Here is a 14,485-nt window from a genome sequence, read left to right as displayed (position 1 = left end):
GTCCGAAAGCCGCTTCACACTTTTCGGCAACGTGCTCTAGCCGAGGGTAGCCGTCACTTCATGATCTTGACGGCCTCGGCAATTTTGTTCTTGCCGTTCATATCCCAGGACACGCGGACCTTCTCGCCGGCCTGAATGCCCGGATCCTTGAAGGCCTTGGACAGCTTGAAAGTCGATCCATCATCCAGAACAAGGCTCATGGCCGTTCCATCAAAGCTCTTGACGGTGCCGGTGGTGTGCTTCACCGCCGCGAACGCGGCGCCACCGGAGGCGAGAAAGGCGGCGGCTGCCGCCGTCACGATAAGCTTGCGCATGGCATGCTCTCCTGGAAATGCGGGCGCCCGTTTGGCAGGCACCCCTCTTGATCAGGGCCGTCAAGTCGCGTCGGGTCGCGGCTCGCGGCAATGACGAGCCGCCGGCGCTTCCCGACCCGGAAACGTTAAATAAATCAATTTTTTCAAAAGGATATTAGACGAAAAAGAAATCGAGGCCGCCACATTTCCCGCCAAGATTCGGCGAATGAGACAGCAATGCGGCCATGGCCAGGCTCACCGGATCGTTACGGCCATTTTACCTCGGGCGGCAGGCTGGAGAGGATCGAGGCGACATTGCCGCCGGTTTTCAGGCCGAAGATGGTGCCGCGATCGTGAAGCAAGTTGAATTCGACGTAGCGGCCGCGCCGGATGAGCTGTTCTTCGCGCTCGCCGTCGGTCCAGTTCCGGTTGAAATTGGCCCGCACCAGATGGGCATAGACGACAAGGAAGGAGCGTCCGACATCCTGGACGAAGTTGAGATCGGCGTTCCAACCGCCCTTGTCCTCGTCCGAATGAAGCCAGTCGAAGAAGATGCCGCCGATGCCGCGGGCCTCATTGCGGTGCGGCAGGAAAAAATACTCGTCGCACCAGGTTTTGAATTTGGGATAGTCGGCAACCGCGGCGTTCTTCTCGCAGGCGAATTGCATGGCGCGATGGAAGGCAATCGTGTCCGGGTCGTCCTGGGTGCGGCGGCGGTCGAGCACGGGCGTCAGATCGGCGCCGCCACCGAACCATTGGCTCGTGGTGACCACCATGCGCGTGTTCATGTGCACGGCCGGCACATTGGGATTCCAGGGGTGCGCAATCAGCGAAATGCCGCTCGCCCAGAATTGAGGGTCGTCCTCGGCGCCGGGAATCTGCTTCCTGAACTCGGGCGAAAATTCGCCATAGACGGTCGAGGTGTGCACCCCGACCTTCTCGAAGACGCGGCCGCGCATCATCGACATGGTGCCGCCGCCGCCACCGCCTTCGTCGCGCTCCCAGGGGGTTTTTTCGAAATGGCCAGGCGACCATGACGCTTGCGGTCCGGCGAGCTCCTGCTCGAGCTGCTCGAAGGTGGCGCAGATGCGCTCACGCAAGGCCTCGAACCAGAGGCGGGCCTTCATCTTCTTCTGCTCGATGTCGGCAGGCAGGCCCACAGGAAGGTCAGGTCTTTCCAATTCCGTCTCCAGTCACAGGCTCACTTGCCTGACAAATGACTCGTTTTTTCCGCGCGCGATCCCTAATCTCTTAGGGGCAAGGGTCAAGTCCCGTCTGACTAGTTGCAAGGAGTTCCTTCGTGGGCACCCCGGCAAGACCGCCGCTGGATGGCTTGAAGAGAAGGCTGGAGCGCTCGCGCGCCGAGCGCGAAAAGCAGCCGCGCGACGGATTTCTGCGCGAGACCTTCGTGTTGCCCCGCCCTGCCGCGCGGCTCAAGGCGAAGGAATGGTTCGAGCGCTTTCCCAAGCAGGCCTACTGGACCGAGATCGAAAGCTGGTTCGAGCGTCCGGGCGATGTGATCGAGTTCACCATGCGGCGACTTCCGGCGGCGGACTAGGATTTCCTTGCCCCGTTTACGGGGAGAGGATGCCGGCAGGCAGGTGAGGGGCGGCGCCGGCTTGTGAGACTATCAGCGCGGCGTGCGATAGCTTTTGGCGTCGCCCGGGACTGCAGACCAATCGCCGAAGTCAGCGTCGCCCCTCATCCGCCCTTCGGGCACCTTCTCCCTGTGAACGGGCAGAAGGAAGAACCAATCGCCTCGCGCCGGTTCCCTCCCGGCCCAGCCGGTCCTCCTTGTTCCTCAGCGGGCATTTGTCGATCGACATGCAGCCGCAGCCGATGCAGTCGGTCAATCCGTCACGCAGCTTCTTCAGCTGGCTGATCTTCTGATCAAGGCTATCGCGCCAGGCCGTTGAAAGCAGCTGCCAATCCTCGCGCGTCGGCGTGCGACCCTCGGGCAGGGACTGGAGTGCCGCAGCGATCTCGGCGAGCGAGATGCCGACGTCCTGGGCGACGCGGATGATCGCCACGCGCCGCAGCACATCGCGGCCATAGCGGCGCTGGTTGCCCGCCGTACGATGGCTGCGGATGAGTCCGCGCGCCTCGTAGAAATGCAGCGCCGATACCGCAACGCCGCTGCGCATCGCCACCTGGCCGACCGTCAATTCGCTTACCGGAGCCATCTCGAATTTTCCCCTTGACCTCAAGTTAGGTTGAGCTTGTAGCGAGTAATTGTTGATAGGGCAAATGCAGGAGAAGGCGATGTGCGCCTGGGTGAGAACGGCAGCGGCAGGGGAGGCGGCAGGCGACGGCGGGGAGGGGTTGAAGGTGCTATCCGAGCTGACGGAGCGCTTCGCCCGCGACCATGGCGACAGACAGAGCGACGTTGATGCTGCGCGCGCCGGGCCGCATCGGGATGGTCAGTCGCGCGTCCGCCGCCTGATGAACTTCATCCGGCACGCCGGCGGATTCGCGGCCGAACAGGAGGATGTCGCCGGCGGCGAAATCGAAGCCGCTATAGGCGGCCGTCGCCTTGGTGGTGACCAGCACCAGGCGACGTGTATTCGTCCGGCGCCAGTCCTGGAAGGCGTGCCAGTCGGCATGGCGGGAGAGCGCCGCCATTTCGAGGTAGTCCATGCCGGCCCGTTTCAGCGCCCGATCGGAGAGCGGGAAGCCGGCCGGCTCGACGATATCGACAGCAAGGTCGAGGCAGGCGGCGAAGCGCAGGATTGTGCCGGTGTTGCCGGCGATATCCGGCTGGTAGAGCGCGATGCGGAGACGGTCGTTCATTTTCGCATCCTTCTAATAAGTGGCAGATCGGCCACAGGCACCTCCGGCTTTCGGCGATTTCGGGATTGGCGGGTGGCCATTTTCTGCGAAGTCGAGTATATGCACACCATCGTCAACCCGAACCGAAGGAAGGGGAACACATGATGACCATGCACATCCAGCTCCTTTCCGGGGCTCACGTATGCCCAACGGCGGTTTCGGTACGACGATTCTTCTGACACTTTAAGTCTCCTCATCGCACCGAATTCCCGCCGGACCCAGTTTTCGGCTTTCGAGGGAATTCCGCGATGTTTTTCAAACTGCCAAAAGGGCGCCGCCGCCCACCTGAACGTGTCTGGACCGACGCTCGTCGTGTCCCAAGCGACTCTTGTCGTCACGTCCCGACCGATTCGATCTCCGCCTTCGGCCGAATGCCGACGGTCGACGTCGCATCACCCTTTTTAGCGCAATTACACATGGAGGACGGACCGATGTTCGATCCCTATAAGATACCGGGGTCAAGAAGCCTGCACGAACGCAAAGCGGCAACCTGGGCGCTGCTGATCGGCGAGACCTATTCGTCGGCGGTGCACGCCGAGGAACGCCGCCGTCCGCATCGCGGCATGCTGCCGGACGTCGATTTCTCGACCGCAGTGCCCGACCACAGCCGGCCCACGCTGGTGCGCCGGATCATCCGGATGATCCGGCCTGGCGACAAGGGCCGGGCAGGCTCGAGCTTTCCGTCGGGAAATTCGGCGCCGTCAGGATCGTCGAACGAGCCAGTCGGCGAAAAGCCCGCAACACCCTATATTGCGCGAAGCAGGGCCGGCGATACAGATGATTCCGTATCGCCGGCTCGCTGCGCCGCGCGGCCGCAAAGCCCCGCCCATCAATCCCGCGCAGCGTGAGCGCATAGACAGTCGAGTGCCCGGATGTTCCGCTGGTTTGAAAACAGGCTCGATCCGTTCCCGGCCGCGGAGCCGGTCGAGCCACCAAGGACGCTGATTGCCTTCTGCGTGCATTACACGCGCGGCGCCTGGCCCTACATCATCCTCGATGCGGTGCTGGTGACGGCGATTGCCTTCACGGAAGTCTGGATGTTCGGCTTCCTCGGCCGCATTGTCGACTGGCTGTCGGCGCAGAACCGCGAAACCTTCCTGCAGACGGAGAGCTGGAAGCTCGCCGGCATGGCCTTCGTCGTGCTGTTCGCGCTGCCGGGCACCGTCTGGCTGCATTCGCTGCTCAACCAGCAGACGCTGATGGGCAACTATCCCATGCGCATCCGCTGGCAGGTGCACCGCTACCTGCTGAAGCAGTCGATGGCCTTCTACCAGGACGAGTTCGCCGGCCGCATCGCCACCAAGCTGATGCAGACGGCGCTCGCCGTGCGCGAATGCGTCATCAAGCTGATCGACGTGCTGAACTACGTCATCGTCTATTTCCTCGGCATGCTGTTCATCGTCGGCTCGGCGGACTGGCGGCTGGCCGCGCCGCTCGGCGTGTGGCTGGTCGGCTATATCGGCCTTCTTCGTTTTTTCATCCCGCGGCTCGGCAAGGTCGGCGAGGAGCAGGCGAATGCACGCTCGACCATGACCGGCCGCGTCGTCGACAGCTACACCAACATCCAGACGGTGAAGCTGTTTTCGCATGCGCGGCGCGAGGCAACATTCGCCAAGGAAGGCATGGCGAGCTTCCTCGACACCGTCTACCGCTCGATGCGGCTGGTGACGGTGCTCTACGGCCTGCTCTACATCCTGAATTCGCTGCTTCTGTTCTCGGTGACCGCGATCTCGCTGTGGCTGTGGCTCGGCCAGGCGGTGACGATCGGCGCGGTCGCCGTGGTTATCGGCCTTGTGCTTCGCATGTGGGGCATGTCGCAGTGGATCATGTGGGAAATGTCCGGCCTGTTCGAGAACATCGGCACCGTACAGGACGGCATTCAGTCGATCTCGCTGCCGCGTCTCGTCGAGGACCGGCCGAGAGCGAAGGACATATCCGTTGCCCATGGCGAGATCCGCTTTGACGACATCCGCTTCCATTACGGCAAGCAGAAGGGTGTCATCGAGAACCTGTCGCTCACCGTGAAGCCTGGCGAAAAGGTCGGCATTGTCGGCCGTTCCGGCGCCGGCAAGTCGACGCTGGTCAACCTGTTGCTGCGCTTCTACGATCTCGAAAGCGGCAGGATCCTCGTCGACGGCCAGGAGATCGCGGCGGTAACGCAGGATTCGCTGCGCGCTCAGATCGGCATGGTGACACAGGACACCTCGCTGCTGCACCGCTCTGTGCGCGAGAACATCCTCTACGGCCGGCCTGACGCCAGCAACGAAATGCTGATCGAGGCGGCGAAACGGGCCGAGGCGCTGGATTTCATCAGCGAGCTTTCCGATTCCGACGGCCGCAAGAATTTCGATGCCCATGTCGGCGACCGGGGCGTCAAACTGTCCGGCGGCCAGCGGCAGCGCATCGCGATTGCCCGCGTGATGCTGAAGGATGCGCCGATCCTGATCCTCGACGAGGCGACCTCGGCGCTCGATTCGGAAGCCGAAGCGGCGATCCAGGAGAACCTCTACAAGCTGATGCAGGGCAAGACCGTGATCGCCATCGCCCATCGCCTTTCGACTATCGCGGCGATGGACCGGCTCGTCGTCTTGGACAAGGGCCGCATCATCGAGGAAGGCTCGCATGAGGAGCTCGTCGCCAAGGGCGGGCTCTATGCCCAGCTCTGGCAACGCCAGTCGGGCGGCTTCCTGCTCGACGACGTGTCGACCGAGGCCGACACGAAGGCGTCAGAACCCGAATCCGAGTTGGCGGCAGAGTAACATTGCCCGCGATTCGCGCGGGCGCGCGGGAATGACGATTGCGGGAAATCGATCCGGGCGCAACCGCCGCCCCCAGGTGAAACACAGAGATACAAGCGGGCCGGTAGCGGCCGATTTCCGGCCCACGAGAGAAAAATGCTAGACCGCATCTTCACCTGGTTCGAAAGCCGTTATTCGCCGGTGGCGCTGGCGGACGACCGGCAGCCGCCCATGGGGCTTTGGCGGTTCTACTGGTATTTCATAAGGCAATTTCGCGCCGCCTATTGGTTGCGCATGATCATCGTTGCCGTCGCCGCCATCGTGGACGCGATGCTGCCGATTTTCGTCGGCCTGATCGTGGGCCTGCTCACCGACGCAAAGCCCGGCGATTTCTTCGCGGCGCATGGGCCGCTGCTTGCCCTGATGGCGACTGTCGTGCTGCTGCGTCCGCTGTCGATGGTCGTCGATGCGCTCATTCGCAACCACGCCATCGCGCCGAATCTCATCGACCTCATCCGCTGGCAGAGCCATTGGCATGTCGTGCGCCAGGATTGGTCTTTCTTCCAGAACGACTTTGCCGGCCGCATCGGAACCAAGGTCATGCAAAGCGGCGATTCGGTAGAGATGAGCGTCAACCTCACCGTCGACGCCGTCTGGTATGCGCTGGTCTTCGTTGCGGTCGCCATCGTGGTGCTGGCGCGGCTCGACTCGCTTCTGCTGGCGGTGGTGGCGGTGTGGCTGGTGTTCTATTGCCTGATCTTCTGGTCTGCGATGCCAAGGATCACGCAACGCTCGTCCCAACTGTCGGAACGGTGGTCGCAGGTGAGCGGCCGCATGGTCGACAGCTACACCAACATCCTGACGCTCAAGACATTCTCGACCGGCGAACACGAAGACAAATATGTCTCGCAAGCCGTGAAAGAGCACGCGCAGACGTTCTACCGGCTGATGCGCGTTTTCACGCTGATGTGGTCGGCATTGTTCGTCCTCAACGCAGCGCTGCTTATCGCCATAAGCTGGCTGGCGCTCGCAGGCTGGAACGCCGGCGCCATGACCACCGCGGCCGTGGCGACGGCGATACCGTTCGCGCTGCAGATCGCCAACATCTCCGGCAGGATCCTCGATGTCGGCGCCAACGTCTTCCGGCAGATCGGCGTCGCCAGCAACTCGATGACGACGATCGCGCGTCCGATCACCATGCTGGACAATCCCGCCGCGCCCGCCCTTGTCGTCAGCGCCGGCGGCATCGAGTTCGACCGGGTGAACTTCAACTACTGGCGCAAGGACGGCAAAGGCGGCGTCATCGACAATCTGTCGCTGAAAATCGCGCCGGGTGAGCGGGTCGGGCTGATCGGGCGTTCCGGAGCCGGCAAGTCGACACTGGTCAATCTCGCACTGCGGCTGTTCGACGTGCAGGACGGCAAGGTGCTGATCGACGGGCAGGACATCCGCAACGTCTCGCAAGAGAGCGTTCGCGCGGCGATCGGCTTCGTCAATCAGGACACCTCGCTGCTGCACCGATCCGTTCGAGAGAACCTCAAATATGGACGTCAGTCGGCCAGCGACGAGGCCATGTTCAGCGCCGCGAAAGCCGCTCAGATCGACGAGGTGATCGCGGCACTGACCGATCCGCACGGCCGCAGCGGCTACGAGGCGCTTGTCGGCGAGCGCGGCGTCAAGCTGTCGGGCGGCCAGCGGCAACGCATCGCCATTGCCCGCGTTATGCTGAAGGACGCGCCGATCCTGATTCTCGACGAAGCTACGTCTGCGCTCGACTCCGAGGTGGAAGCGGCCATCCAGGAGAACCTTTACAAGCTCATGCGAGGCAAGACAGTCATCGCCATCGCGCATCGGCTGTCGACCATCGCGGCGATGGACAGGCTGGTGGTGATGGACAGGGGGCGCGTCGTCGAGGACGGCTCGCACGAGGCGTTGATTGCAAAGGGCGGCCTTTACGCCCAGCTCTGGCGGCGCCAGTCGGGCGGTTTCCTGCTCGAGGAAAAGCAGGCCGCCGAGGATCTGTCGACAAAAGGTGAAGCCGCGGAATGATGCAAGCCATCTATCGCTGGTTCGAGCACTGGGTCTATCCGTTCCGCGAGCCGGCGAATCTCCGGCCACCAGCCAGCGTCGGCGGCTTCCTTTGGCATTATGTCGGGCAAGCCAAGCTCGCCTTCTTCGCCATGCTGATCATCGGCGGCATCGCGCCGCTCGTCGAGGCCGGACTGTTCTATTTCGTTGGCAGACTGGTCGATATTCTCGACCAACTGCCCGGCGAGCGCAGTTTGCACGCGCTTTGGAACACGGCCGGCCCCGAGCTGCTGTTCATGGGCGCGGTGGTGCTGATCATCCGCACGGCGGTCGTCGGTCTGTCGGCGCTGGTCGACGAGCAGACGATCACGCCCGGGTTCTACAACCTGGTGCGCTGGCAGGCGCACCGGCACGTCTCGCGCCAGTCCTATGCTTTCTTCCAGAATGATTTCGCCGGCCGTATCGCGACGAAGGTCTGGCAGGCGGGGCAGGCGACGGGCGACCTGATGGAGAGCTTCATCGAGGTGGTCTGGTTCATGATCGTCTATACGGCGACGACGCTGGCGCTGGTCGCGGGGCTGGATTTGCGGCTGGCGGTCATGGTGGTGATCTGGATCGCCGCGTTCGGCTGGCTGGCGAAACTCTATCTGCCGGCGATCCGCAAGCATGCCGAGGCGACGGCCGAAGCCGGCTCGATGATCAACGGCCGCATCGTCGATTCCTATTCCAACGTGCAGACGCTGAAGCTGTTCTCGGCCGATGGCGACGACCGCTACATCAGAAGCGGCTTCGACATTTATCTCGATGCGCTGCGTCCATTCACGCGTCGGCTGACCGGCGTGCGCATGGCGCTGACGACGCTGTCGGGCACAATGATCACGGCAATCGCCGCCTTAGCCATCTATCTCTGGGTCGAAGGGTCGATCACGGTCGGCGGTGTCGCCTTCACGCTGTCTCTCGTCCTGCGGCTCAACATGCTACTCGGCCGGCTGATGATGCAGCTCAACGGCATCCTCAGGAATCTCGGCGTGCTGGAAAACTCCAAGGCGCTGATCACGCAGCCGCTTGGCCTTACCGACGCACCGGGCGCCAAGGAATTGATCGTCACCGGCGGTCGCATCGACGTCAAGGAGGTCGCCTTTCACTATGGCAAGGCGAAAGGCGTGCTCGACGGCATCGATCTCGTCGTGCGGGCAGGCGAGAAGGTTGGCCTGATCGGCCCGTCCGGCGCCGGCAAGACGACCTTGGCCAATCTGATCTTGCGCCTCTACGACCTGGAAGGCGGCCGGATCCTGATCGACGGCCAGGATATCGCCGGGGTCACGCAGAACTCGCTGCGCGGCAATATCGGCGTGGTCAGTCAGGATACCGCGCTGTTCCACCGCTCGCTGCGCGACAACATCAAGCTCGGCCTGCCGGACGCGACCGACGCGCAAGTGATCGCCGCGGCCAAGAAAGCCGAGGCGCATGAGTTCATCCTGGAATTGCGGGACAACCGAGCGCGCGCCGGCTACGAGGCCTATGTCGGCGAGCGCGGTGTCAAGCTCTCCGGCGGCCAACGGCAGCGCGTCGCGATCGCCCGCGTCTTCCTCAAGGATGCGCCGATCCTGATCCTCGACGAAGCGACGTCGGCGCTCGATTCGGACGTCGAGGCAGCGATCCAGGAGAATTTGACCAGGCTGATGGAAAACAAGACCGTGATCGCCATCGCGCACCGGCTGTCGACGATTGCAGCGCTCGACCGGCTGGTGGTGCTCGACCGCGGCCGTATCGTCGAGCAAGGCACGCATGACGAGCTGGTGGCGCTCGACGGGCTCTATGCGCGGCTGTGGAAACGTCAGACCGGCGGCTTCCTGTTCAACGAGGAAGCGCTGGAGGAGACGAGGCCGGCGGAGTAGAACGGCGTCATGTCGGTACGCATGCCCTCGAATTTCGGACGGTCAGGCGCGCAGGAAAGTGCGCTCGACCTGCTCGGCCATGAAATACTGGCCGAGAAAGCGGCGGCACTGGGCCGTGCCGGCCAGCGCGTCGAGGAGACGCTGGCCAAACTTCGCGACAACGTCGATGACGAACTGCGGCCGCGGCTGCTCAAGGCAGCGGCCGCCGCCGTCCATGCCTATTTCATCCAGCGCGAGCTCTGCGGTCTACGCAAGCACGACGCCGTTATCCGCGAATACGACATTCCGCGAGCGGTGCTGGTCAGGCTCGGCGCCAGCTAGCTCAACGCATGTTGCCCAGACGTGCGCGGTTCTGGGACGACGACATGCATCAAAACTGTGATTTTAAAGCGCGTGGCCTGAGCCCAGCGCGACACGCTTAAAAACAGCTACTCCAGCCATTCGGTGATGAAGCTGCCGTTCTCGTGGATGTCGGTGCTTTCGAGCGGACCGGGGCCGAGATTGACGAATTTGTGCGGCGTGTCGGGCGGGACGATCAGGATTTGGCCCGCGGTGGCCTTTATTTCCTGGTCGCCGACCGTGAACAGGCCGGTGCCGGAGCGGATGACGAAAATCTCCGCATAGGGGTGCTTGTGCAGGCGCGGGCCGGCGCCGATCGTCGGCTGATAGTTGAAGATGAGGCAGGACTTGGCGCCGAACTGGCCGCATTGAAGCTCGCCTTTCCAGCGGTCGGGGTCGGTGGCCCAGCTATCGCGTTCAATGACATGCGCCATGGCGGCAGAATAGACCGGGCCAAGAGCCGATGTCGAGGCGAACACCGGCCCGTTTTCACTATGGAATTCCTGCTGTTTCGCCCTGTTGGGCGGCCTGGCGAGGATGCTCCGGACGCCACTGCCGGACATCCCCGCGACAATCTGCCCTTGTGCCTTCACCTGACTGGACAAAAACGGGCTTCACGCATAAACCGAACTCCAAATGCCGGAGGAATTCGCTAGCCTGTTCGCCATGCGCTGCCGGGCAGGTGCGATTGAGCGGGGACAAGGCTCGGCCTCCGGTAAGGAAGAGGCGAAAGGATCAGGCACCCGTGAGCGCAACCGACATCCACGATCCCAACCGTCGCGACTTTCTCTATGTAGCCACCGGCATGGCCGCCGTCGTCGGCGCGGGAGCCGTCGCCTGGCCGTTCATCGACCAGATGCGTCCCGACGCTTCGACGCTGGCACTGGCCTCGGTCGAGGTCGATGTCTCCTCGCTGCAGCCCGGAAGCTCGCTGATCGTGAAGTGGCGCGGCAAGCCGGTCGTGGTGCGCAACCGCACCGAAAAGGAAATGAAGGACGGCGAAGCCGTCAATCTCAGCGATCTCAAGGACCCGATCGCGCGTAACGCCAACCTGCCCGCCGATGCGCCGGCGACCGACGCCAACCGCACCACGCCCGGCAAGGAAGCCTGGATGGTGATGGTTCAGGTCTGCACCCACCTCGGCTGCATCCCGCTCGGCCAGGAAGGCGATTTCGGCGGCTGGTTCTGCCCGTGCCACGGCTCGCAATACGATACCGCCGGCCGCATCCGCAAAGGCCCGGCGCCTGAGAACATGGCGATCCCGGTATTCAAGTTCATTTCCGATACCAAAATCCTTATCGGTTGAGGCAGGGGACATTTCGATGAGCGAGGGACACTCGACCTATACGCCCAAGACCGGTATCGAGCGCTGGTTCGACGCGCGCATGCCGCTGCCGCGACTGATCTATGACAGCTTCGTCGCCTATCCGGTGCCGCGCAATCTCAACTACATGTGGACGTTCGGCGGCATCCTGTCGATCATGCTGGTCGCGCAGATCCTGACCGGCATCGTGCTGGCGATGCACTACGCGTCCGACACCAATCTCGCCTTCGATTCGGTCGAGAAGATCATGCGCGACGTGAATTCGGGATGGCTGTTGCGCTATCTCCATTCCAACGGCGCCTCGTTCTTCTTCGTAGCCGTCTACATCCATATCTTCCGCGGCCTGTTTTACGGCTCGTACAAGGCGCCCCGCGAGCTGCTGTGGATCCTGGGCTGCATCATCTACCTTTTGATGATGGCCACCGGCTTCATGGGCTATGTGCTGCCTTGGGGCCAGATGAGCTTCTGGGGCGCCACCGTCATCACCGGCTTCTTCAGCGCCATCCCGCTGGTCGGCAACTGGATCCAGCAGCTCTTGCTCGGCGGCTTCGCCGTCGACGATCCGACGCTGAACCGCTTCTTCGCGCTGCATTACCTGTTGCCGTTCATGATCGCCGGCGTCGTCGTGCTGCACATCTGGGCGCTGCATGTCGTGGGCCAGTCGAACCCGACTGGCATCGATGTCAAGTCGAAGACCGACACGGTCGCCTTCACCCCCTACGCGACCATCAAGGACGCGTTCGGCATGATCGTGTTCCTGTTCGTGTTCGCCTATTTCGTCTTCTACCTGCCGAACTATCTCGGCCACCCAGACAACTACACGGTCGCCAATCCGCTGAAGACGCCCGCCCATATCGTTCCGGAATGGTACTTCCTGCCGTTCTACGCGATCTTGCGCGCCATCACCTTCAACATCGGACCGATCAATTCCAAGCTCGGCGGCGTGCTGTGCATGTTCGGCGCCATCGCCATGCTGTTCCTGGTGCCGTGGCTCGACACCTCGAAGGTGCGCTCGGCGGTCTACCGGCCCTGGTACAAGCTGTTCTTCTGGCTGTTCGTGGCCGACGCCGTCCTGCTCGGATGGCTGGGCTCGCAGCCGGCGGAAGGCAGCTATGTGTTCATGGCGCAGATGGCGACGCTGTTCTACTTCGCCTTCTTCCTGGTCGTCATGCCGGTGCTCGGCCTGATCGAGACGCCGCGCAGGCTGCCGAACTCGATAACCGAGGCGGTGCTGGAAAAGAACAAGGGCGGCAGCGGTCATCCGGCGGGCGCGACAGCCGCGCCGGAAACCAAGGGCTGAGAATCTGAGGGGATTTTGGGTATGAAGAAGATTCTCACCTCGCTGGCGCTGCTCGGCCTGGTGGTTGCGGGCACTTGGATGTCAAGTGCCGCGGCCATCGCCGAGGAGGAACAAAACCCGGCAGCGCCGACGCATTTCCCGATCAACGAACCCAAGGAAATGAGCTGGAGCTTCGCCGGCCCGTTCGGCACCTATGACAAGGCGCAGCTGCAGCGCGGCCTCAAGGTCTACAAGGAAGTCTGCTCGGCCTGCCACTCGATGAACCTGGTGGCGTTCCGCACCTTGGAGGGGCTCGGCTATTCGGAGGCGCAGATCAAAACGCTGGCGGCCGAATACACCATCCATGACGGCCCGAACGATGCGGGCGACATGTTCGACCGCCCCGGCAAGCCGTCGGACCATTTCCCGGCGCCGTTCCCGAACGAGCAGGCCGCGGCTTCCGCCAATGGTGGCGCGGCGCCGCCGGACATGTCGCTGCTCGCCAAGGCGCGCGGCGTCGAGCGCGGCTTCCCGCGCTTCATCTTCGATATCTTCACCCAGTACGCGCAGGGCGGCCCGGATTACATCCATTCGCTGCTCACCGGCTACGACCAGACGCCGCCGGCCGGCATGGTGATCCCGGAAGGCACCCACTACAATCCGTACTTCCTGTCCGGCGTGTCGCTGAAGATGCCGAAGCCGCTCTCGGACGGCCAGGTCACCTATGACGACGGCTCGCCGCAGACGGTGGACCAGTATGCCCGCGACGTCTCCGCCTTCCTGATGTTTGCCGCCGAGCCGCATCTGGAGGAGCGCAAGAAGACCGGCTTCCGCGTCATGGTGTTCCTGCTGCTGTTCGGCGCATTGGTCTACATGACCAAGCGCAGGGTGTGGGCCAACGTGGCGCATTGAGCCGCGATCAAATCGGAAAGTTTCGAAGGGCGCCGCTTTAGGCGCCCTTTTTTGTTTCGGGACCGCGTTTGATCCGGCCATGTCACATGGCCGTCATTGCGCAAGGCGATCCTGCCTCGCCCACCTCAAAGGATCGTACCCATGAAAAGACTTGCTCCGCTTGCAGCCGTGCTGCTGCTTCTTATCGCCAGCCCGGCCGTCCGCGCCGATGACGCCCAGCCCTTCGTCACCAATAAGGACATCGACCTGACGATGATCCTGCCGCCGCCGCCGGCCAACGATTCGGCCGAGACCAAGGCGGAGCTCGGTGAGGTGCTGACCCTACAGGTGACGCGGACACCCGAGATGGAAAAGCGTGCAATTGCCGATGCCGAAGAAAATGTCTGGCGTTTCGCCGATGTCATGGGGCCGAAGTTCAACAAGGAAACATTGCCGAAGTTCAGCGCCTTTTTCGACCGTGTCGTGGCCACCGAAGGCGCGGTCGTCGACCCTGCCAAGGATGTCTGGAAGCGCCCGCGTCCGCATCAGCTCAGCGATCTGGTCAAGCCCGTTGTGAAGCTGTCGAACTCCGGCTCGTGGCCGTCGGGCCACGCGACTGTGGGCACGATGATGGGCATCATCCTGTCCGACATGGTTCCGGAGAAACGCGCAGAGATCATGGCGCGCGCGGCCGAATATGCTCATAACCGTGTAGTCGGCGGCATCCACTATCCGTCCGACATCGAGATGGGCAAAATTTCCGGAAGCGTCATTGCGGCGGTCCTGCTCAGCCGTTCCGACTTCAAGGCTGAATATGAAGTGGCGCGCTCCGAGCTGCGTTCCGACCTCGGCATGTAGTTCCGACG

The 14,485-nt window shown here is 62.9% G+C and carries 15 protein-coding genes; 10 read left to right on the top strand and 5 right to left on the bottom strand.

Going from position 1 to position 14,485, the window contains the following annotated elements; all coding sequences use genetic code 11:
* Positions 1-53: 53 nt before the first annotated feature.
* Entirely contained in the window at positions 54-314 is a 261-nt protein-coding gene (locus F3H96_RS05255) for a DUF1344 domain-containing protein (protein ID WP_149790876.1), read from the bottom strand.
* Positions 315-559: 245 nt separating this feature from the next.
* A complete protein-coding gene (gene hemF / locus F3H96_RS05250; protein ID WP_149790875.1) occupies positions 560-1,474 on the bottom strand; it encodes an oxygen-dependent coproporphyrinogen oxidase in 915 nt (304 codons plus the stop codon).
* A gap of 119 nt (positions 1,475-1,593) precedes the next feature.
* On the opposite strand from hemF, the gene F3H96_RS05245 reads away from it, so the two are divergent.
* A complete protein-coding gene (locus F3H96_RS05245; protein ID WP_149790874.1) occupies positions 1,594-1,851 on the top strand; it encodes a hypothetical protein in 258 nt (85 codons plus the stop codon).
* A 130-nt stretch (positions 1,852-1,981) separates the two neighbouring features.
* On the opposite strand, the gene soxR is transcribed toward F3H96_RS05245, so the two are convergent.
* Together soxR and F3H96_RS05235 are read right to left on the bottom strand one after the other, a co-directional pair.
* Positions 1,982-2,476 (bottom strand): redox-sensitive transcriptional activator SoxR, encoded by a 495-nt coding sequence (gene soxR / locus F3H96_RS05240; protein ID WP_149790873.1) that lies wholly within the window; start codon positions 2,474-2,476, stop codon positions 1,982-1,984.
* Between the two features lie 148 nt (positions 2,477-2,624).
* A complete protein-coding gene (locus tag F3H96_RS05235; RefSeq protein ID WP_149790872.1) occupies positions 2,625-3,083 on the bottom strand; it encodes a tRNA (cytidine(34)-2'-O)-methyltransferase in 459 nt (152 codons plus the stop codon).
* Positions 3,084-3,553: 470 nt separating this feature from the next.
* On the opposite strand from F3H96_RS05235, the gene F3H96_RS05230 reads away from it, so the two are divergent.
* The 5 genes from F3H96_RS05230 (at position 3,554) to F3H96_RS05210 (ending at position 10,107) form a co-directional block, all read left to right on the top strand.
* Positions 3,554-3,970, top strand: coding sequence for a hypothetical protein (locus F3H96_RS05230; RefSeq protein ID WP_244619911.1), 417 nt, complete (start codon positions 3,554-3,556; stop codon positions 3,968-3,970).
* 24 nt (positions 3,971-3,994) lie between these two features.
* Entirely contained in the window at positions 3,995-5,881 is a 1,887-nt protein-coding gene (locus F3H96_RS05225; protein WP_149790870.1) for an ABC transporter ATP-binding protein, read from the top strand.
* A gap of 135 nt (positions 5,882-6,016) precedes the next feature.
* Entirely contained in the window at positions 6,017-7,909 is a 1,893-nt protein-coding gene (locus tag F3H96_RS05220) for an ABC transporter ATP-binding protein (protein WP_149790869.1), read from the top strand.
* A complete protein-coding gene (locus F3H96_RS05215; protein WP_149790868.1) occupies positions 7,906-9,786 on the top strand; it encodes an ABC transporter ATP-binding protein in 1,881 nt (626 codons plus the stop codon). The genes F3H96_RS05220 and F3H96_RS05215 overlap by 4 nt, the downstream gene beginning before the upstream one ends.
* A gap of 9 nt (positions 9,787-9,795) precedes the next feature.
* Positions 9,796-10,107, top strand: a complete 312-nt coding sequence (locus F3H96_RS05210; protein ID WP_149790867.1) for a DUF6665 family protein — start codon at positions 9,796-9,798, stop codon at positions 10,105-10,107.
* Between the two features lie 107 nt (positions 10,108-10,214).
* Here the strand turns inward: F3H96_RS05210 and F3H96_RS05205 are convergent, their stop codons facing one another.
* Positions 10,215-10,559 carry a cupin domain-containing protein gene (locus tag F3H96_RS05205; protein WP_149791164.1) on the bottom strand — a complete coding sequence of 115 codons (345 nt, stop codon included), beginning with the start codon at positions 10,557-10,559 and terminating at the stop codon, positions 10,215-10,217.
* Positions 10,560-10,870: 311 nt separating this feature from the next.
* Here F3H96_RS05205 and petA point away from each other — a divergent pair, with 311 nt between their 5' ends.
* The 4 genes from petA to F3H96_RS05185 all read left to right on the top strand — a co-directional run bounded on the left by petA (position 10,871) and on the right by F3H96_RS05185 (position 14,477).
* Positions 10,871-11,431, top strand: a complete 561-nt coding sequence (petA, locus tag F3H96_RS05200) for a ubiquinol-cytochrome c reductase iron-sulfur subunit (RefSeq protein WP_149790866.1) — start codon at positions 10,871-10,873, stop codon at positions 11,429-11,431.
* Positions 11,432-11,447: 16 nt separating this feature from the next.
* On the top strand, positions 11,448-12,749 hold the full coding sequence (locus tag F3H96_RS05195; protein WP_149790865.1) for a cytochrome b N-terminal domain-containing protein: 1,302 nt from the start codon (positions 11,448-11,450) through the stop codon (positions 12,747-12,749).
* A 21-nt stretch (positions 12,750-12,770) separates the two neighbouring features.
* Positions 12,771-13,640 carry a cytochrome c1 gene (locus F3H96_RS05190; RefSeq protein WP_149790864.1) on the top strand — a complete coding sequence of 290 codons (870 nt, stop codon included), beginning with the start codon at positions 12,771-12,773 and terminating at the stop codon, positions 13,638-13,640.
* A 141-nt stretch (positions 13,641-13,781) separates the two neighbouring features.
* Complete coding sequence (locus tag F3H96_RS05185; RefSeq protein WP_149790863.1) at positions 13,782-14,477, top strand: phosphatase PAP2 family protein; 696 nt, start codon at positions 13,782-13,784, stop codon at positions 14,475-14,477.
* The last annotated feature ends 8 nt before the right edge of the window (positions 14,478-14,485 follow it).

The organism is Mesorhizobium sp. NFR06, assembly GCF_900115245.1.
Classification (GTDB): Bacteria; Pseudomonadota; Alphaproteobacteria; order Rhizobiales; family Rhizobiaceae; genus Mesorhizobium.
Note: the sequence above shows the minus strand (reverse complement) of the source record. Positions and strands in the feature narration are given on the sequence as shown.